This window comes from Nonomuraea longicatena, from assembly GCF_039525605.1.
Classification (GTDB): Bacteria; Actinomycetota; Actinomycetes; order Streptosporangiales; family Streptosporangiaceae; genus Nonomuraea; species Nonomuraea longicatena.
In genome coordinates, this window is the sequence record NZ_BAAAHQ010000001.1 from 351547 (window position 1) to 370017 (window position 18471).

Below are 18471 nucleotides of genomic sequence, written 5' to 3' on the forward strand. Positions count from 1 at the left end.
GTCGTCAGTCGGACAGGCGCTGAATGATCTCCACGACCGTCTGGTAGACCGAGCGGCCGGTGGTCTCGATGCGGATGTCGCCCATGTCCGCCTGCTCCATCCGGGCCGCCTCCGCCGCCGCGCGGGCGGCCACCGCCGCGAGGGAGTCGGCGTCGAGCCCGTGCAGCTCGTCGCCCGGCTCCTTCGGCCCGGTGCCCCGCCCGCGCGCCTCGACCCGTTCGGCCAGCGCCTCGCGGGAGGCGTGCAGGCGGAAGACCATCGGGGTGGCCTCGGGCAGGTAGGCGAGATAGGCGGCGACGTCCTGGTCGGAGTCGGGGCCGCCGGAGACCATCAGGACGCGGGCGCCCGCGTCGCGGTAGCACTCCCACAGGGTGGCCAGGTTGCGCGCCACCAGCGGGCGTGGGTCGGCGGGCGCCGGGCGCACCGCGCACAGCTGCTTCACATCGACGTAGGCCACCGGCACGCCCGGCAGGACGAGCTGGCTGAAGACACCCCTCGTCACCGTGGAGCGCCCGACCGCCGTGGGGCCGGAGAACCAGATGATCGGCTCGGTCGCGGGGGAGGCGCCGGGCCAGTGGGCGGCCGGGGGGTCGGCCGGGCTCGCGTCCCAGGTGACGGCCTGCTCGCAGACCAGGCGGGCCGCCTCGGTCACTCCCAGCTCGCCCAGGTCGAGGCAGGTGCCGCCGAGGTCGTCGTCGTCCGCGAGCGCGTCGGCGACGGCCGCCTCGGCCAGGTCGGGCCGCCAGCCCCAGCTCAGGTAGCGGGCCCGCAGCACCTCGGGCGGCACCCGCAGGCGGCACGGCATCAACTGGGCGTCCGGCAGCAGCTTGGCGTAGAGGTCGAGCTCTTCGCGGCCGTCGAGGACGCCGGACATGACCACGCCCCGGGCCCCGGCCGCGCGCAGGTTGGGCCAGAGCGCCGCCAGCGCGCGGGCGCGCAGCGGGAGCGTGTCGCCGTCGGGGACGGGATAGCACAGGCCGAGCCGGTCGCCGTCGGCGAAGGCGGTGGTGACGCCGTCGCGGCCGAGCCGGGAGAACACCTCCCACCCGACGGACGAGGCCCCTACGCCCGGCGGGCCGTGCAGCCACAGCAACGGCAGCGGATCGGTGCTCACGGCGCGACGCTAGCACGCCTGCCCGCGCCGTCTCGGGCGCATGCCGGGTCCGGTTCAAGATTGCGCAATCGCAGCGGTGCGGACAGTCACCAAGGGGTACATCACGGGCATGGCGAGAGCGCAGCCCCATGCGGAACACCTCGGCCATGTCGTGTTCATCACGGCGGCCGCGGCCATCGGCGGGTTCCTGTTCGGCTACGACAGCTCGGTCATCAACGGCGCGGTCACCGGCATCCAGAAGCACTTCGGCGTGGGCTCGGTGGAGACCGGGCTGGTGGTGGCCATCGCCCTGCTCGGTTCCGCGCTGGGCGCCTGGGTGGGCGGCGGGCTGGCCGACCGGTGGGGGCGCACGCGGGCGATGCAGGTCGCGGCGGTGGTCTTCGCGGTCAGCTCGATCGGCCAGATGCTGCCGTTCGCGATCTGGGACCTGGCGTTCTGGCGGCTGCTGGCCGGGTTCGGCATCGGGATGGCCTCGGTGCTCGGGCCGACCTACATCGCCGAGGTGGCGCCGGCGGCGTACCGGGGCAGGCTGGGATCCTTCCAGCAGCTCGCGATCGTGCTCGGCATCGCGGTCTCGCAGCTCGTCAACTACGTGATCGCGCGGATCGCGGGCGGGAACGTCAACAACGTGGTCCTCGGCCTGCAGGCATGGCAGTGGATGCTGGGTGCCTGCGTGGTGCCCGCGCTGCTGTACCTGCTGTTCGCCTCGACGATCCCCGAGTCGCCGCGCTACCTCGTCCAGGCCGGGCGCACCGCCCAGGCGCGTACGGTGCTGGCCGAGGTCGAGGGGGAGCACACCGACCTCGACGCCCGGGTGGCCGAGATCAGGCAGGTGCTGCGCAGCGAGGTGCGGCCGACGGCGAAGGACCTGCGCGGCCCGGCGCTCGGGCTGCTGCCGATCGTGTGGGTCGGCATCGTGCTGTCGGTGTTCCAGCAGTTCGTCGGCATCAACGTGATCTTCTACTACTCGTCGGTGCTGTGGCAGTCGGTCGGCATCAACCAGAGCGACTCGCTGCTCATCAGCTTCTCCAGCTCCGTGATCAACATCGTGGGCACGTTCATCGCGATCTCGCTGGTGGACCGGATCGGCCGCAGGCCGCTGCTGCTGATCGGCTCGGCGGGCATGGCGGTGTCGCTGGCGACGGCGGCGTGGGCCTTCAGCGCGGCCCGCGAGGTGGGTGGCACAGCCGGCGGGGTGGTGCTGCCCGACCCGCAGGGGCCGGTCGCGCTGGTGGCGGCCAACCTGTTCGTGCTGTTCTTCGCGCTGTCGTGGGGTGTGGTGGTCTGGGTGCTGCTGGGGGAGATGTTCCCCAACCGGATCCGCGCCGCCGCACTGGGCGTGGCCGCCGCCGCCCAGTGGCTCGCCAACTGGTTGATCACGGTCACGTTCCCGGCGCTGGCGGAGTGGAACCTGCCGCTGACGTACGCGATGTACGCCCTGTTCGCGGTGCTGTCGTTCGGGTTCGTCCTGGTGTGGGTGCGGGAGACCAAGGGCCGCAGGCTGGAGGAGATGGGTTAGCCGTCGCGCCGGTGGGCGCGGCGGTTGACGAGGGCGACCACGCCGATGACGATCCACGCGAGCAGCAGGAACCGGAAGGCCGTGCCGATCCCGCCGAGGACCAGTCCGACGACGGCGACGGCGAGCATGATCCGCCCGATCGGCAGGCGGCCGAACCTGTCGAGGAAACCGGCCCGGCGGGCCTGCATCGCCCCGTGCAACGGCCCGTGCCAGGGTGCGTGCAACCGGGGCAGGCCCGCCGGGAGGTCGGGCGCCCGCCTGTTCTGCCATTCGCCGGGCAGGTCGGCGGTGATCGAGTCCAGGTCGCGGAAGGTCTTGGCGGCCAGGGTCGCGTCGAGTCGTTCGTCGAGCTCTTCGGGGGTGAGGCGCCCCTGCGCGTAGTGCTCGCGCAGGGAGGCCGTCGTCTGCTCGCGTTCCGCGTCGCCGATGCGTAGGTCGCGGGAGTCCACCGGGTTCACTCCTCGTCGGGGTCGCCGTCTGCCAGGATCTGGTAGAGCCTGCGCCGTGTGTCCGCGAGGATCTTGCGGGCCTCGCGGATCTGGGCGTCAGATCCAGTCTGCAGTACTTGCATCATCGCAAACGCGGATTGTCTTGCGATATCCCACAAATCTGCGGTGTTGTCGTCGATGTCGGGTCGCATCTCGTCCCACGGGGCGCGGACCTCGTCGGCGTGGGAGTCGATGTAGGCGCGGCCCGCGTCGGTGAGGCGGAAGGTCTTGCGGCCCTCGCTCTCGTCGGGGACGACCAGGCCCTCGTCGGTGAGCTGCTGCAGCGCCGGGTACACCGCGCCGGGGCTGGGCCGCCAGCCGCCCTCGCTGCGCTCGGCGATCTCCTGGATGATCTGGTAGCCGTTGCGCGGCTCCTCCGACAGCAGGGCCAGGATGGCGGCGCGGACGTCACCGCGCTTGGCCTTGCGCGGCCGGCCGCCCCAGCCGCCCTTGCCGCCGAACGGCCCCCCAGGGCCGAAGGGCCCGCCGGGTCCGAACGGCCCCCCGGGGCCGAAGCCGAACGGCCCGCCGGGACCGCGGTTGCCGCGTCCCCTGTGCTCGTGGTGCCCGCTCCGGTGGTGGTGTCCGTGGTGTCCGGCGTGCTGCTCGAAGGCGCCCGCGACGGCGTTGAGGGCCTCCTTGGCAGCGCGCGCGATCTCTCCGGGGTCGTACCAGGACCCGCCGGACGCTTGTGCCGATGTCATGTTGTTCTCCTTCTGTCGAACGCTCTCGATGCTTCAAAGATATATCGAGAACATGTCGACAACAACCCTACGTCGTCCGCTGCCGTTCCGCGTGGGCGCGGGCTTTGGCCCGGTTTCCGCATACGCGCATCGAGCACCAGCGGCGGGTGCGGCTGCGGGTGCCGTCCCAGAACACCCAGGCGCAGTCGTGGTCGGGGCAGCGCTTGAGCCGCTGCCACTCGCCGGTGGCGACGGTCGTGGCCCAGGCCGCCCCGATCGCGGCCAGCGCGCCGTCGGCCCGAAGGGGCTCCTCGACGCTCAGCCGTACGGTCAGCGGCAGCCCGGCCAGCACCGCGTCGGCGGCGGCGACCGCCGCCTCGTCCGGCCGCCCGCCGTTGGCGGCCAGCAGGCGCTCCCTGATCCCGGCGCGCAGCACGCGCGCGCGTTCGAGGGTGGCGGTGTCGGCCTCGGCGGGCAGGTCGCGGGCGTCCAGCCAGGTCCGCAGGCCCTCAAGGGTGGACAGCAGGTCGGTGTCCTCCTCGATGTCGACGGTGTTCGCGAAGGACTCGATCAGGCTCGTCGAAGGCGATGGTGTCAGCACTATTCCATCTAATCACTTAGATGGTTAGAATCCATCTGGTCCATTGCGATAGGTGGTAGAAATGCGCTCCAGGAACGAGGCCGTCCTCGTCGGCTTCACCGCGGTCACGAACCTCGCCGACGGCGTCTCCCGGGTCGCGCTGCCGCTGGCCGCCGTCGCGATCACCGACTCTCCCGCCCTGGTGGCGATCGTCCCGTTCACGCTGACGCTGCCCTGGCTGCTCGTCTCCCTCCACGCGGGCGTGCTCGTCGACAGGGGCGACCGCCGCCGGATCGCGGTCCTGGCCAACTTCGGCCGCCTCCTGGCCGTCGGCGTGCTCCTCGCGGCCGTCTTCGGCGGCTGGGCCTCCCTTCCCGTCCTGTACGCCACCGGGCTCGCCCTGGGCGTCTCCGAGGTGATCGCCACCGCCGCCGTCGGCGCCCTGGTGCCCGCCGCCGTGCCCGCCAAGGGCCTGACCCGGGTCAACTCCTGGATGGCGGGCGCCGAGACGCTCATGAACGAGTTCGCCGGCCCCGCCGTCGGCGGCCTGCTCGTGGGCATCGGCGTCTCCTTCGCCCTCGGCTCGGCCGCCGCCGGGTTCGCGCTGGGCGCGGTGCTGCTCGCCCTGCTGGCCGGACGCTTCCGCGCCCGCCGTGCCGAGCAGCGGCAGACGGTCTCCGGCGAGATCCGCGAGGGGCTGCGGTTCCTGTGGCGCGACCGGCTGCTGCGCACGCTTAACCTGACCGTCACCGTGCTGGGCGCCTCCTGGGCCGCCTGGCTGGCCCTGCTGCCCGTCTACGCCACCCAGGTCCTCGGCCTCGGCCCCCAGGGCTTCGGCCTGCTCATCAGCACCATCGGCGTCGGCGGACTGGTCGGCGCCGTCGCCACCGTGTGGGTCAACAGGGTGGCCGGGGTGCGCTGGGCGCTGTTCGCCGACCTGGTCGCCACCTTCCTCATGGTGCTCGTCCCGTTCGCGCTGCCGAACGTGTGGGCGGTCGGCGCCGCCGCCTTCCTCGGCGGCATGGGCGGCACGCTCTGGACCGTGAACGCCCGCACGATCTCGCAGCGCCGTGTTCCCGACGAACTCCTCGGCCGGTACGGCGCCGCCGCCCGTCTGCTCTCCTACGGCTCGATGCCCATCGCGACCCTCCTCGCCGGGCTACTCGCCCAGTTTGTGGGAGTAAGGGAGGCTTTCCTGGCGTTCGCGCTTCTAGCCGCCGTCGTCTTTGTCCCCTTCCTCCGTTCCGTCACCGAACGAGAGATCAAAGAGAGTGAGGCAGATCACGAAAAAGTTGCGGAATCTGGGAACAGGAGTCCCTCGACTACCGTTAACTAGAGCAGACGAGGTCGTTCCGCGTCGGCAGGGCTGGGGGGTGCTGTCGCCGCTGGAAACGACCTCGTCTGCGTTTCCCGGCCTTTCAGTAGATGTCGACCGTGAGGAACTTCCACGGGTCCGGCGTCCGGCTCTGGCCCGCCGACCACGTTCCCGCCCGCTGAAGCGTCACCGGCGTGCCGTCCGCGCTTCCCGCGGCGCCGATCACCCACGAGCCGTCCTTGCGCGAGGCGTACACGCCGCCCGCGAGCGTCCAGCGCATCGAGTCCGAGTACTGCCCGACGGCCGAGGCGCAGTCGGCGACCTGGACCGGCCGCCCCTGGGTCGTCGTCCCGCCCTCCACGTCCGCGCACAGGCCCGGGTCGGCCAGGTTGTGCAACTGGCCGGAGACCGCGTTGAAGCCCCAGAACTGGTCGGCGTTGCCGTCGCAGGCGTACAGGAGCAGGTTCGCGCCGCCGGAGGGCCGGGTGCCCGGCACGTCCAGGCACTTGGCGCCGAGCTTCAACTGCGTGTACGTCAGTGCCTGCGGCCGGTCCCAGGTGAAGACCTGCCGCCGGTCGGCGCCGTCGCAGGCCGCGAGCACCAGGTCGTCGCCGAGCGCGCGGGCCGTGCCGGGGAAGCTCGCGCACAGCGACGGCGCGGCGGCCGGGCGCAGACGGGCGCCGTCGTAGGTCCAGCGCTGGGCCGGGCTCGCCGTGCAGTCCCACACCTGGATCACCGTGCCGGCCCGCAGCGCGCCGCCGTCGATGTCGGCGCACCGGTCCTGCGAGAGCTGCGAGTGGATCGCCTGCGTGGCGGGGTCGTACCAGAACGCCTGGTTGCGGGTCCCCTCGCACGGCCAGGAGACCAGGTCGCGGCCGTTGCGCGAACTGTTGCCCTCGACGTCCACGCAGTTGCCCGTCGCCGCGTGCGTCAGCCGCTTGAACTCGGCGAGGCCGGCGTAGACCTTCGGGGTGAGCGAGCCCGCCGGGTTCATGCAGGTGCCCTGCGTCAGGTCGGCCGCGTAGAACTGACCGAGGCAGGCGGCGAAGGCGGCGTGGCCGCGCGTGTTCGGGTGGAAGGACTGGCGCACGGCGTTCGGGTTGAAGAAGTCGCCGCCCACGGCGTGCAGCCCGGTCAGCCACGCCGGGTCCTGGCAGACCTCCGTGCCGTGGAACAGGCGGCTGGCGTCCAGGTAGCGGGCGCCCGCCTGCTGGGCCGCCCTGCGGATGCCGTTCTCGAAGATCGGGACGGCCTTGTTGCGGGCGAAGGCCATGTCCGACAGGTAGGCGAGGCAGCCGCCGTTGTACCAGCCGGGGAAGTTGGGGTTGTCCTCGACGTCCGGACTGCCGGGACCCGGGTAGGACATCGAGACGAGCCGGTAGTCGCCGGGGGCGTACCCGGCCTCCGCCATGATCTGCTTGACGTCGGTCAGCGCCTTGGCGACGCGCGGCACGATGAAGTCGACCCGCGCGGCCCAGGTCGGGTCCTGGGCGGGCCAGCAGTCGCCCTGGAACAGCACCCGCCGCGTCACGCAACTCGTCATCGTCGGGCCGAACTCGGGGCCGCCGGTGTCGTTCGCCCCGGCGACGACGGTGATCATCTTGATCCGGGTGTTGCGGGCCTTGATCGCCAGGTTCTCGCCCTGGTTCAGCTCCTCGTACTGATGGGTGCCGCCGATGGTGAGGTCGTTGGTCTGCGCCCCCGAGCAGGCGAGGTTGTAGGTGCGATCGGCGGGGACGGCGGTCACGTGGACGGCGGCCTTGACCGAGCGGTGGCACCAGTTGTCCGGGCCGTCGGTGCCCGGCTCGTACAGGGAGCGGTCGAAGGCGCCCTCGCCGGAGATCTCGCTGTCTCCGAGGGTGGCGAGGGAGGTCTTGCGCTGGGAGAGGGGGCGGACGGCCGGGTCGCCGTACAGGGCGACGGCCTCGGCCTGGCGGATGGTCTCCAGGCGGGCGGGCAGCGGGGTCTCCGCCGCCGTGGACTCCGCCTGGGCGGGTGTCACCAGCACGGTGAGTGCGGCGAGGATCGCGAGGGGTAAGCGCATTGGGGGGCACCTCCGCTTATATGAGCGATACTCATAAGTAACCTCATATTCGGACGAAAGTGAAGCCGTGCCGTTACCCGGGAATCGACGGTCCTTTGCCGTACAGTGACCTTCTGTGATCTTCGCATGATGGGACATTCGCACGCGATGACCGGCGCCATCGCCTGGCTCGGCCTCGCTCCGGGGCTCGCGGCGATTCCGCTGTTCAACGAGTCGTCGCGGTACATCGACACCGGGATCATGGCGACCGCGCTGACACCCGTCGAGCTCATCGCGGGTGCGATCGTCTGCGCCGGTGCGGCCATGCTGCCCGACCTCGACCACCCGAGCGCCACGATCGCGCAGACGTTCGGGCCGGTGACGTGGGGGCTGTCCAAGGCGGTCAACTGGCTGGCCGGCGGGCACCGGGGGATGACGCACTCCCTCGCCTTCGCCCTGGCGGCCGGAATCGGCGTCCACCTGCTGGCCGACGCCTATCCGATCGCCCGCGACATCGTCGTCGTGCTGCTCGTCGGCCTCGCGCTGCGGGCGATCGGCATCGGCATCCCGGGCAAGAAGCTGGGCTCGGCTATGGTCAACATCGGGCTGACCGCCGGGCTGTTCGTGGTGTTCCAGTCGATGGGGGTCGGCTACGCGTGGCTCGGTCTCGCGGTGGGGGTGGGTTCCTTCGTCCATGTGCTCGGCGACTGCATGACCGAGAAGGGCTGCCCGGTGCTCTGGCCGCTCAGGGCCAGGTTCCTGCTGCCGTGGAAGATGGGCATCAAGACCGGCCAGAAGTTCGAGCAGAAGATCCTGGCCCCGGTGCTGTCGGTGGCGATCATCGGGTTGCTGTTCTGGCGCCTCGGTCCGATTTAGCTTGATGTCGAGATAGTATGGAGATATCTTGATGTCGAGATACCTGTCGCCGCCCGCCGGTTAGGGTGACCTAACGTCCGGTCTGGTCCTGAGGTGCGGCAGGATTTGAGCTGAGTATCTGGTCCACCGAGGAGGCGATCCACCGTGTCCGCGAACAGCTTCGGCAGCCGTGACACGCTACGCGTCGGCGACGCGTCGTATGAGATTTTCCGGCTCGACGCCGTCGAGGGCTCGGCGCGCCTGCCCTACAGCCTGAAGATCCTGCTTGAGAACCTCCTCCGCACCGAGGACGGCGCCAACATCACCGCCGAGCACATCCGCGCGCTCGGCGGCTGGGACGCGAGCGCCAACCCGAGCGTCGAGATCCAGTTCACGCCCGCCCGCGTGATCATGCAGGACTTCACCGGCGTGCCGTGCGTCGTCGACCTGGCCACCATGCGCGAGGCCGTACGCGACCTCGGCGGCGACGCCGCGCGGATCAACCCGCTGGCGCCCGCCGAGATGGTCATCGACCACTCCGTGATCGTCGACTACTTCGGCCACCCCGACGCCTTCCGGCGCAACGTCGAGCGCGAGTACGAGCGCAACCGCGAGCGTTACCAGTTCCTGCGCTGGGGCCAGACCGCCTTCGACGAGTTCAAGGTCGTCCCGCCGGGCACCGGCATCGTGCACCAGGTCAACATCGAGCACCTGGCCCGCGTCGTCATGATCCGCGACGGCAAGGCCTACCCCGACACCTGCGTCGGCACCGACTCCCACACCACGATGGAGAACGGCATCGGCGTCCTCGGCTGGGGCGTCGGCGGCATCGAGGCCGAGGCGGCCATGCTCGGCCAGCCCATCTCCATGCTGATCCCGCGCGTCGTCGGCTTCAAGCTCAGCGGCAAGCTGCCCGCCGGGGCCACCGCCACCGACCTGGTGCTCACCATCACCGAGATCCTGCGCAAGCACGGCGTCGTCGGCAAGTTCGTCGAGTTCTACGGCGAGGGCGTCTCCTCCGTGCCGCTCGCCGACCGCGCCACCATCGGCAACATGAGCCCCGAGTTCGGCTCCACCTGCGCGATCTTCCCGATCGACGAGCAGACCACCGCCTACCTGCGCCTCACCGGCCGCTCCGAGGAGCAGATCGCCCTCGTCGAGGCGTACGCCAAGGCCCAGGGACTCTGGCTCGACCCCACCGGGCCCGAGCCCGAGTTCTCCGAGTACATCGAACTCGACCTCGCCACCGTCGTCCCCTCCATCGCCGGGCCCAAGCGCCCGCAGGACCGCATCGCGCTGTCGGCCGCCAAGGTCACCTGGCGCCACGACGTGTCCGACTACGTCGCCGACGATGAGGCGGGCGAGGAGAGCTTCCCCGCCTCCGACGCCCCCGCCGTCAGCGCGGGCCGCCCGAGCAAGTCCTGCCCGGTCACGCTGGCCGACGGCACCACCTTCGAGATCGACCACGGCATCGTCTCGATCGCCGCCATCACCAGCTGCACCAACACCTCCAACCCGTTCGTCATGCTCGGCGCCGCGCTGCTCGCCCGCAACGCCGTCGACAAGGGCCTCAACCGCAAGCCGTGGGTCAAGACCTCGCTGGCGCCCGGGTCGCAGGTCGTCACCGGTTACTTCGAGCGGTCGGGGCTGCAGCCGTACCTCGACAAGATCGGCTTCAACCTGGTCGGCTACGGCTGCACCACCTGCATCGGCAACTCCGGCCCGCTGCTGCCCGAGATCTCCCAGGCCGTCCAGGACAACGACCTCGCCGTCACCGCCGTCCTGTCCGGCAACCGCAACTTCGAGGGCCGCATCAACCCCGACGTCAAGATGAACTACCTGGCCTCACCGCCGCTGGTGGTCGCCTACGCGCTCGCGGGCACGATGGACATCGACCTCGACACCGAGCCGCTCGGCGTCGGCAGCGACGGCGAGCCCGTCTACCTGCGCGACATCTGGCCCTCGCCCGAGGAGATCACCGAGGTCGTCAACTCCTCGATCGGGCGCGACATGTTCGAGCGCGACTACGCCGACGTCTTCAAGGGCGACGACACCTGGCGCTCGCTGCCGATCCCGACCGGTGACACCTTCGAGTGGGACCCCGCCTCCACCTACGTGCGCAAGGCGCCCTACTTCGACGGCATGCCGTCCAAGCCGGAGCCCGTCACCGACATCGCGGGCGCCCGCGTGCTGGTCAAGGTCGGCGACTCGGTCACCACCGACCACATCTCGCCCGCCGGGTCCATCAAGGCCGGCACCCCCGCCGCCCAGTACCTTGAGGCCAACGGCGTCGCGGTCAAGGACTTCAACTCCTACGGCTCGCGCCGGGGCAACCACGAAGTCATGATCAGGGGCACCTTCGCCAACATCCGCCTGCGCAACCAGATAGCCCCCGGCACCGAGGGCGGCTACACCCGCGACTTCACCCTCGACGGCGCGCCGGTGTCGTTCATCTACGACGCCTCGGTCAGCTACGCCGCCCAGGGCACGCCGCTGGTGGTGCTCGCGGGCAAGGAGTACGGCTCCGGCTCCTCGCGCGACTGGGCCGCCAAGGGCACCGCGCTGCTGGGCGTGCGCGCGGTCATCGCCGAGTCCTACGAGCGCATCCACCGCTCCAACCTCATCGGCATGGGCGTGCTGCCGCTGCAGTTCCCCGAGGGCGCCTCGGCCGCTTCACTGGGGCTCACCGGCGAGGAGAGCTTCGACATCACCGGCGTCGAGGCGCTCAACGACGGCGGGATCCCGGCGACCGTGCACGTGAAGGCGGGCGACGTGGAGTTCGACGCGGTGGTCCGCATCGACACCCCCGGCGAGGCCGACTACTACCGCCACGGCGGCATCATGCAGTACGTCCTGCGCTCGCTCCTGGCCAAGTGATCTTCGGCCGCGCCCCCGGGGGCTGCCTCGGGGGCGCGGTCCGACCGTTATTTGACGAATGGTTGACTCTGTCATGTGAGTGACATGGCTTTGGTGCTGATCGTCGGTGGGGTAGCGGTCTTCGTGGGCGCGATCGTGCAGGGCGCCGTCGGGTTCGGCCTCGGACTGGTCGCGGCCCCGGTGCTCACCCTGCTCAAACCGGAGATCATGCCGGGCGCCGTCCAGGTGGTCAACGTCGCCCTGCCGCTGTTCACCCTCGCCGTCGAATGGCGGCGGGTCGACTGGAAGGGCCTCGGCTTCGCGCTGATCGGCCGCCTGCCCGGCAGCGCCATCGGCGCGCTCATCGTCGTCTACGTCTCGACGCAGACGCTCGGCATCCTCGTAGGCTCCATGGTGCTCGTCGCGGTCGCGCTGAGCGCCCGCGCGATCAGCGTCCCCCGCAACGCCGGAACCCTCATGGGCGCGGGCTTCGCCTCCGCCGTCACCGGTACGGCCACCGGCATCGGCGGCCCGCCCATGGGCCTGGTCTACCAGAACGCCAAAGGCCCGCAGATCCGGGCGACGCTCGCGATGTACTTCTTCCTGAGCGCGGGCCAGTCGCTGGTGCTCCTCGCCTACATCGGCCACCTGCCGAGCGCCGCGCTCACCACCGGCGGGCTGCTCATCGTCCCGATGGTCGTGGGCTTCCTGGTCTCCGGCCCGCTGCGCCGCTACCTCGACGGCGGCAAGGTCCGCATCGCCATCCTGGTCGTCGCGTCCGCCTCCGCGCTGGTGCTCATCGGGCACAGCGTCGTACAGGCGCTGTGAGCCTCAGCCGCCGCAGTCGCAGCAGCAGTTGTCGCACCTGCCGCAGTCGGCGTCGCACCGGCAGTTGCCGCAGTCGTGGCGCTTGCAGAAGGACCGGCGGTGCTTCGGATCCCACGGCGGGCGGTAGAGGCCGCACGAGAAGGCCGTCGCCAGCCCGCCCACCACCTGCTTCGGCAGCCCCGGTGGCGGGGGCCGCGTCTCGTCCGGGGTCGCGAAGGCCCGCGTGATCGCCCGCGCGGTCTCCGTCACCAGCAGCGTCCGAGCCAGCCCGGACCGTCGCAGTTCCAGGGTGTCGAACGCGGCCCGCAGGTCGGTGTGGGCGGCGTCGCAGTGCCCGCGCGCCTCGGCCAGGCCGGTGCCGGTGGCCTCCAGCGGGTTGTACGCTCCCACCGCCCGGTCCGCGCCGAGGTCCTCGACCGCGTCCAGCAGGTGCGCCAGCCGCCCGAACGCGCGCCCGGCCCGCTCCAGGGGCTCGGCGTTGCCCGGACATCCGCTCAGGCGCGCGGTGTGGGCGAAGGCGGCGGCCACCGCGTCCTCGGCCGGCGCGGTCAGCTCCAGCAGGCCCGCCTCGCCCCGGCGTTCCAGCCCGGTCTGCCGCTCGGCGGCGGCGACCAGCGGCGCCGGATCGAAGGCGAGGTCACGGGCGGTCGAGGTGCCCGCCCGGGTCCAGCGGGCGGCCGTTCGCGCGGCCCCGGCGGCGACCGCGCGGCGCGCGTAGAGCCCGTCGCCGTCCGAGACGTGGTCGCGCAGCTTGGTGGCCGCCAGGATCAGCGAGACCGACGCCGCCAGCCGGGCCCCGTCCGATCGGACGACCTCGGCGCCCCTGAAGCCGCGCAGCGGGCACGGCCCCGCCGTACGGCGTGGCGCGGCGGCGGGCACCTGGGCCTCGGCGAGAACCGAGACGAGCAGCGCGTCGTAGTTGGTAACCAGGCGGGCGGCCTGCCCGTGCTCGTCGCGTAACGCGAGGCACAACCCGCACAGATGGCCCAGCCAGTCGGAGAAGTGCCCGTCACACATCCCCTGCTGGCACGGCCGTACGATGCCGAACATCGATCCTCGATCCGTGGGACGGCGGACGCCTGCTAGGCGACCCGGGAGGACGGCGCCGTCCAGGTGTTGCACGCCTCGGGCGAGGCCGCCCGGAAGCCCCTGCCGAGCCAGTACCTGACATTGCGGTCCGCTCCGTGGGTTCTGTCCGAGGTGGCATCGTCGCCGGAGTCGGCGGCGATGGCCAGCAGGTCCCTCCAGTCGGCGGAGGAGCGGTCGAGGGAGTCCCACAGGCCGCCGATGACAACCCCGGACAGGCACTCGGCCTGCAGCTCATGGCGGCGGTTCTGCTCAAGCATCTCCTTCTTGTGCCGGTACGGCTCCTCGACGTACGCGTCGGCCAGGCCGGTGAGCTCCTGGACGTGGTGGCCGAACTCGTGGGCGATCACGTTCATCAGGTACAGGTCGTCCGGCTCTGTCATGGTGTCGCGCAGGAGGCTGACGGCGTACGTGCGGGTCTTGGCGCAGTAGACGCCGACGGCGTCCCACTTCTCGCCGCAGAAACGGGCGTTCTTCCTGGTGATGAAGGTGACCTTCGGCGAGGAGTACGGCAGGCCCGCCGCCTTGAAGTGCTTCCGCCACATCCGGTCGGTGCAGGCGTGCACGGCGCGGACGTACGCCTTGGCGCGGGCGATGTCGAACGGCCGCACGCTCGGCTCCCGGCAGCTCGTGGCCTCGACGGGACCGGTGTCGTACAGGCTGTTGGCGGTGAGTTCCTCGCCCTTGACCGGGTAGGCGGCCGCAGGCGTGGAGGCGAACGGGATGATCACAAAGGCCGTGAGCACAGCGGTGCTCACGCGGATGCTTAAGGTCATGGGGCATTGTGCGGGTGGCCGCTTGACGCCCGCTTGACGATCACGAGACGCGGGACTTCGGCGCGGTCCAGGTGTTGCAGGCACCCGCGCCGGCCTCGGTGTATCCCCGGTTCTGCCAGTAGGCGAGGTTGCGGGGGCGGCCGTGGCTGCGGCTCTCGCCGGCGTCGCCGACGGCCTGGATCCACTGGGCCCAGGTGATGCCGGGCCCGATCGACTCCAGCGTGGAGCTGTAGAAGACCCCGGCGAAGCACTCGGCCTGCATCTCCAGCCGGTGGCTGAGGGTCGTGCGCTCCTCGTCGGAGGAGGTCAGGTAGACGGTGGTGCGCGCGTCGAGGATGCCGCTCAGCTCCTGTACGTGGTGGCCCCACTCGTGCGCGACGGAGTGCGCGATGTTCATCCGGAACGGGTCGGTCAGGTCGCGTCGCATCACGCGGATGACGACCGTGCGCTGCTGCGGGCAGTACTGCGCACCGTGGGTGGTGACCCGCCCGCAGGCGGAGGCGTTGCCCGTGGTGATCTCCACCTTCGGCGAACTGTACGGCAACCCCGCCGCCCTGAACCGGCCCGCCCAGAACCGGTCGGCGCAGCGGGCCATGGCCCGGTGGAAGGACTTGAGCGAGCGGAGGCTGCCGCGCCGGATGGCGGGCACCGCGCACGCCATCGGCGTGGTGGGGCCCGAGCGGTAGATCGGGTTCTGGCTGAGAGCGGGCGGCGTCGCGCTTTCCGCGCGCGCGGTCCCAGAAACGGTCAGACCCGCGACCATGCCCACACACAGGGCGAAATGGCGAATGCGCACGATCGCGGATCTTAGACGAAATATCGCAGGGCTGGTCAGGAGACCCGCGACTTCGGGGCCTTCCAGGTGTTGCAGGAGTCCGGCGACTCGGCGTCGAAGCCGCGCTTGAGCCAGTAGCCGACGTTCGCGGCCTTGCCGTGCGTGGCGAAGTCGTAGCCGTTCTGCGCCGTCTTCACGATGTAGCGGAAGTCGAAGTCACCCCGGCCGAGCGAGCGCCACACACTGCCGATGAAGCCGCCGGCGTAGCACTCCGCCTGCAGTTCGACGCGGCGGCTCTCGTCGAGGATCCGGGTCTTGGACTTGCCCTTGACCCGGTCGGCGACCTTCAGCACACCGGTGAGGTACTGGACGTGGTGACCGTACTCGTGGGCCATGACCGCCATGAGAAACAGCTCGAACGGCTCCTCCAGGATGGCCTCGTCCAGCAGGAAGGTGATCTTCCGGTCGACCGGGCAGTACAGCGCCTGGGCGCCCTTCGGGAACGCGCCGCACCGGGTGCGCGCGCCCGGCTTGGCGATCACCCCGAAGCGGGGCTTGGAGAAGGGGATCTTCGCCTTGGCCAGCTGGGAGCTCCACGTGGTGTTCATGCAGTCGAGCAGGAACTCCAGGTAGACGCGGGCGGCGTCGAGGTCGCCGCTGTCGACCGGCTGCTCCTTGCACTCCCTGAGGTCGAACCGGCCCGTCTTGTGGATCGGGTTGTCGGTCAGCACCGGGCTGTACGCCGGGGGAGCGGCATGGGCGACGCCCGCGAAGAGCACACTCGCCAGCGCGCCGGAAACCAGCGCGAGTAACGGAGAACGCATGGATAGGCACCTTATGTGAGGAAAGGCCCCCCTGGATCTCAGGAGGGCCGGATCGGAACGGGCGTCAGCTCACGTAGCGCGGGCTGACCTTCCAGGTGTTGCACGCACCGGGCGAGGCGTGCTGGAAGCCCCGCCGCATCCAGGTGGCCTGGGTCGGGCCCCGGCCGTGGTCGTTCTGGGCCCAGGCCTTGTGGCCGTTCTTGTGGAACCAGTCCACCGTGCCCTCCCACTGCTGCGGGTCGACCGGCAGGGTGTCCTGGACGGTGCTCATGAAGGCCGCGGAGAAGCACTCGGCCTGCAGCTCGGAGCGGCGCGACAGCAGGAGCTGCCCCGACTTGCCCGAGGCGGACCTGGCCGACCAGTAGTAGCTCCAGATGCCGGAGATCTGCTGGACGTGGTGACCGTACTCATGGGCCATCAGCCTGCTGATGCCGAGCGGGTACGGCTGCCTGAGCTGCTTCTTGGTGATCAGCATGTACATCGTGCGGTCGGTCGGGCAGTAGATGCCGTCGGCGCCCGAGCTCCACGGGCCGCACGCGGTACGGACCTTGCCGGTGACGATCCGCAGGCGCGGCTTGGTGAACGGGATCCTGGCCTTGCGGAACTGCGTGCTCCAGGTGGCGTTCAGGCAGTTGGTGACGCGCTGCAGGAACTTCCGGTAGGCGGCGGTGCTGCCCCGGGGCAGGTCGCCGGGCGCGCACCCGGAGTCGGCCAGGCGCCCGCTCCGGTAGAGCGGGTTGTTCATCGCCGCCGCCCGGCCCCGGGGGGCCGCCTGCTGCTGGAACTGTGCGCCGGCCTGCTGGACCCGGACGGGCTGCTGAGCGGGTCTGACCTCCGCGTTCGCCGTGTTCGCCGTGCCTACCGCGGCCATGGCGATCACCAGCCCTGTGGCCGCGAGAGACGAGAGTTTTCCAAAGGGGAGAGTGTTCATGATGATGGAAAGACTAGGTCAAGATCGGACAAATGAGGGCTCATTTGCCACCTTGCCATCACTTCTCACCTCACGAACTACACTCGGGTGAGTTGGCGGGAACGAGCAGGAGGGGCTGATTACGTGGGCGCGCTGCTGGGCTCAATCAACGGACCGGAGGATGTGAAAAGGCTCGGCGCGGAGGAGTTGCCACTCCTCGCAGGAGAGATCCGCGACCTGCTCGTCGACAGCTGCGCGAGGTTCGGCGGGCACCTCGGCCCCAACCTCGGCGTCGTCGAGCTCACCATCGCCCTCCACCGGGTCTTCGATTCCCCGCGCGACCCCGTCATCTGGGACACCGGCCACCAGGCGTACGTGCACAAGCTGCTGACCGGCCGCCGGTCCGGGTTCGAGGCGCTCAAGCAGGAGGGCGGCCTGTCCGGCTACCCGAGCCAGGCCGAGTCCGAGCACGACTTCGTCGAGAACTCCCACGCCTCCACCGCGCTGTCGTACGCCGACGGCCTCGCCAAGGCGTTCAAACTGCGCGGCGAGCGCGAGCGCAGGGCGGTTGCCGTCATCGGCGACGGCGCCCTCACCGGCGGCATGGCCTGGGAGGCGCTCAACAACATCGCCGGGATCAAGGACCTGCCCGTCGTCATCGTGGTCAACGACAACGGCCGCTCCTACTCCCCGACCATCGGCGGCCTGGCCTCCCACCTGTCCTCCCTGCGGGTCACCCGCCGCTACGAGGACATGCTCGACTTCGTCAAGGACAAGATCGGCAACGTGCCCGTTCTCTACGACGCGCTCCACGGCTTCAAGAAGGGCGTCAAGGACGTCCTCGCGCCGCAGGCCATGTTCGAGGACCTCGGCCTCAAGTACGTCGGCCCCATCGACGGCCACGACGAGCAGGCCATGGAGGCGGCGCTGCGCAAGGCGCGCGACTTCGGCGGCCCGGTCATCGTCCACGCGCTCACCCAGAAGGGCCGGGGCTACACCCCGGCGGAGAACCACGACGAGGACCAGTTCCACTCGCCCGGCGCCTTCGACCGCGCCACCGGCGAGGAGAAGCCCAAGGGCCGCATCTGGACCAACGTCTTCAGCGAGGAACTCGTCCGCCTCGGTCGCGAGCGCGACGACCTCGTCGCCATCACCGCCGCCATGCTCCACCCCACCGGCCTCAACGCCTTCGCCGACGCCTTCCCCGAGCGCATCTACGACGTCGGCATCGCCGAGCAGCACGCCCTCACCAGCGCGGCCGGGCTCGCGATGGGCGGCCTCCACCCCGTCGTCGCCGTCTACGCCACCTTCCTCAACCGCGCCTTCGACCAGCTCCTCATGGACGTGGCGCTGCACCGGCTGCCCGTCACCGTGGTCCTCGACCGCGCGGGCGTCACCGGCGACGACGGCGCCAGCCACAACGGCATGTGGGACCTGTCCATCCTCCAGGTCGTCCCCGGCCTGCGGGTGGCCGTGCCGCGCGACGGCGAGCGGCTGACCGAACTGCTGCGCGAGGCCGTCGCCGTCGACGACGCGCCCACCGTCGTGCGCTTCCCCAAGGGCCCGGTCGCCGAGACGATCGAGCCCGTCGGCAAGCTCGGCGCCATGGACGTGCTCAGCGCCGACTCCAGCGAGAGCGGCGCCGACGTGCTGCTCGTCGGCGTCGGCCCGATGGCCCACATCTGCCTGGAGGCGGCCCGGCTGCTCGACGCCCAGGGCATCTCGGCCACGGTCGTCGACCCGCGCTGGGTCATGCCGCTCGACGAGGAACTCGTGCCCGCCGCCGCCGCGCACCGGCTCGTCGTCGTGGTCGAGGACAACGGCCGGGTCGGCGCCGTC

The 18471-nt window shown here is 70.8% G+C and carries 16 protein-coding genes; 6 read left to right on the forward strand and 10 right to left on the reverse strand.

All coding sequences use genetic code 11. From position 1 onward, the window contains the following. Window positions 1–4: 4 nt before the first annotated feature. Window positions 5–1114, reverse strand: a complete 1110-nt coding sequence (locus ABD120_RS01580; RefSeq protein WP_343947818.1) for a hypothetical protein — start codon at window positions 1112–1114, stop codon at window positions 5–7. A 109-nt stretch (window positions 1115–1223) separates the two neighbouring features. On the opposite strand from ABD120_RS01580, the gene ABD120_RS01585 reads away from it, so the two are divergent. Then, window positions 1224–2633 carry a sugar porter family MFS transporter gene (locus ABD120_RS01585; RefSeq protein WP_343948238.1) on the forward strand — a complete coding sequence of 470 codons (1410 nt, stop codon included), beginning with the start codon at window positions 1224–1226 and terminating at the stop codon, window positions 2631–2633. Here the strand turns inward: ABD120_RS01585 and ABD120_RS01590 are convergent. The 3 genes from ABD120_RS01590 to ABD120_RS01600 all read right to left on the reverse strand — a co-directional run bounded on the left by ABD120_RS01590 (window position 2630) and on the right by ABD120_RS01600 (window position 4405). Then, entirely contained in the window at window positions 2630–3082 is a 453-nt protein-coding gene (locus ABD120_RS01590; RefSeq protein WP_343947819.1) for a DUF1707 SHOCT-like domain-containing protein, read from the reverse strand. The two genes, ABD120_RS01585 and ABD120_RS01590, sit on opposite strands and share 4 nt — an antisense overlap. A gap of 5 nt (window positions 3083–3087) precedes the next feature. Then, window positions 3088–3825 (reverse strand): PadR family transcriptional regulator, encoded by a 738-nt coding sequence (locus ABD120_RS01595; RefSeq protein WP_343947820.1) that lies wholly within the window; start codon window positions 3823–3825, stop codon window positions 3088–3090. Between the two features lie 67 nt (window positions 3826–3892). Beyond that, window positions 3893–4405, reverse strand: a complete 513-nt coding sequence (locus ABD120_RS01600; protein ID WP_343947821.1) for a CGNR zinc finger domain-containing protein — start codon at window positions 4403–4405, stop codon at window positions 3893–3895. A gap of 61 nt (window positions 4406–4466) precedes the next feature. Here ABD120_RS01600 and ABD120_RS01605 point away from each other — a divergent pair, with 61 nt between their 5' ends. Beyond that, a complete protein-coding gene (locus ABD120_RS01605) occupies window positions 4467–5720 on the forward strand; it encodes an MFS transporter (RefSeq protein ID WP_343947822.1) in 1254 nt (417 codons plus the stop codon). An 82-nt stretch (window positions 5721–5802) separates the two neighbouring features. Here the strand turns inward: ABD120_RS01605 and ABD120_RS01610 are convergent, their stop codons facing one another. Then, window positions 5803–7743 (reverse strand): ricin-type beta-trefoil lectin domain protein, encoded by a 1941-nt coding sequence (locus tag ABD120_RS01610; RefSeq protein ID WP_343947823.1) that lies wholly within the window; start codon window positions 7741–7743, stop codon window positions 5803–5805. Between the two features lie 126 nt (window positions 7744–7869). Here ABD120_RS01610 and ABD120_RS01615 point away from each other — a divergent pair, with 126 nt between their 5' ends. The 3 genes from ABD120_RS01615 to ABD120_RS01625 all read left to right on the forward strand — a co-directional run bounded on the left by ABD120_RS01615 (window position 7870) and on the right by ABD120_RS01625 (window position 12261). Beyond that, window positions 7870–8598 (forward strand): metal-dependent hydrolase, encoded by a 729-nt coding sequence (locus ABD120_RS01615; RefSeq protein ID WP_343947824.1) that lies wholly within the window; start codon window positions 7870–7872, stop codon window positions 8596–8598. Window positions 8599–8742: 144 nt separating this feature from the next. After that, a complete protein-coding gene (gene acnA, locus ABD120_RS01620) occupies window positions 8743–11454 on the forward strand; it encodes an aconitate hydratase AcnA (RefSeq protein ID WP_343947825.1) in 2712 nt (903 codons plus the stop codon). A gap of 84 nt (window positions 11455–11538) precedes the next feature. Continuing rightward, window positions 11539–12261 (forward strand): sulfite exporter TauE/SafE family protein, encoded by a 723-nt coding sequence (locus ABD120_RS01625; protein WP_343947826.1) that lies wholly within the window; start codon window positions 11539–11541, stop codon window positions 12259–12261. Between the two features lie 3 nt (window positions 12262–12264). On the opposite strand, the gene ABD120_RS01630 is transcribed toward ABD120_RS01625, so the two are convergent. The 5 genes from ABD120_RS01630 to ABD120_RS01650 form a co-directional block, all read right to left on the reverse strand. Then, window positions 12265–13311, reverse strand: a complete 1047-nt coding sequence (locus ABD120_RS01630; RefSeq protein WP_343947827.1) for a DUF5685 family protein — start codon at window positions 13309–13311, stop codon at window positions 12265–12267. A 32-nt stretch (window positions 13312–13343) separates the two neighbouring features. Then, window positions 13344–14105: a neutral zinc metallopeptidase gene (locus ABD120_RS01635; RefSeq protein WP_343947828.1), complete on the reverse strand. Its 762-nt coding sequence runs from the start codon at window positions 14103–14105 to the stop codon at window positions 13344–13346. A 58-nt stretch (window positions 14106–14163) separates the two neighbouring features. Beyond that, window positions 14164–14919: a neutral zinc metallopeptidase gene (locus ABD120_RS01640; RefSeq protein WP_343947829.1), complete on the reverse strand. Its 756-nt coding sequence runs from the start codon at window positions 14917–14919 to the stop codon at window positions 14164–14166. 35 nt (window positions 14920–14954) lie between these two features. Continuing rightward, the gene (locus ABD120_RS01645; protein WP_343947830.1) at window positions 14955–15722 is read right to left on the reverse strand and encodes a neutral zinc metallopeptidase; all 768 of its coding nucleotides are present in this window, start codon (window positions 15720–15722) and stop codon (window positions 14955–14957) included. Between the two features lie 64 nt (window positions 15723–15786). Then, a complete protein-coding gene (locus tag ABD120_RS01650; protein ID WP_343947831.1) occupies window positions 15787–16593 on the reverse strand; it encodes a neutral zinc metallopeptidase in 807 nt (268 codons plus the stop codon). A 192-nt stretch (window positions 16594–16785) separates the two neighbouring features. Between ABD120_RS01650 and dxs the strand changes: the two genes are divergently transcribed. Then, window positions 16786–18471, forward strand: a 1686-nt coding sequence (gene dxs, locus ABD120_RS01655) for a 1-deoxy-D-xylulose-5-phosphate synthase (protein ID WP_425563920.1), incomplete at its 3' end; no start/stop codon positions are given.

Coding starts and splice junctions, on each gene's coding strand:
- ABD120_RS01630 (WP_343947827.1), bottom strand. CDS start 13,311: ATGTTCGGCATCGTACGGCCGTGCCAGCAGGGGATGTGTGACGGGCAC.
- ABD120_RS01645 (WP_343947830.1), bottom strand. CDS start 15,722: ATGCGTTCTCCGTTACTCGCGCTGGTTTCCGGCGCGCTGGCGAGTGTG.
- ABD120_RS01625 (WP_343947826.1), top strand. CDS start 11,539: ATGGCTTTGGTGCTGATCGTCGGTGGGGTAGCGGTCTTCGTGGGCGCG.
- ABD120_RS01610 (WP_343947823.1), bottom strand. CDS start 7,743: ATGCGCTTACCCCTCGCGATCCTCGCCGCACTCACCGTGCTGGTGACA.
- ABD120_RS01605 (WP_343947822.1), top strand. CDS start 4,467: ATGCGCTCCAGGAACGAGGCCGTCCTCGTCGGCTTCACCGCGGTCACG.
- ABD120_RS01585 (WP_343948238.1), top strand. CDS start 1,224: ATGGCGAGAGCGCAGCCCCATGCGGAACACCTCGGCCATGTCGTGTTC.
- ABD120_RS01650 (WP_343947831.1), bottom strand. CDS start 16,593: ATGGCCGCGGTAGGCACGGCGAACACGGCGAACGCGGAGGTCAGACCC.
- ABD120_RS01615 (WP_343947824.1), top strand. CDS start 7,870: ATGATGGGACATTCGCACGCGATGACCGGCGCCATCGCCTGGCTCGGC.
- ABD120_RS01595 (WP_343947820.1), bottom strand. CDS start 3,825: ATGACATCGGCACAAGCGTCCGGCGGGTCCTGGTACGACCCCGGAGAG.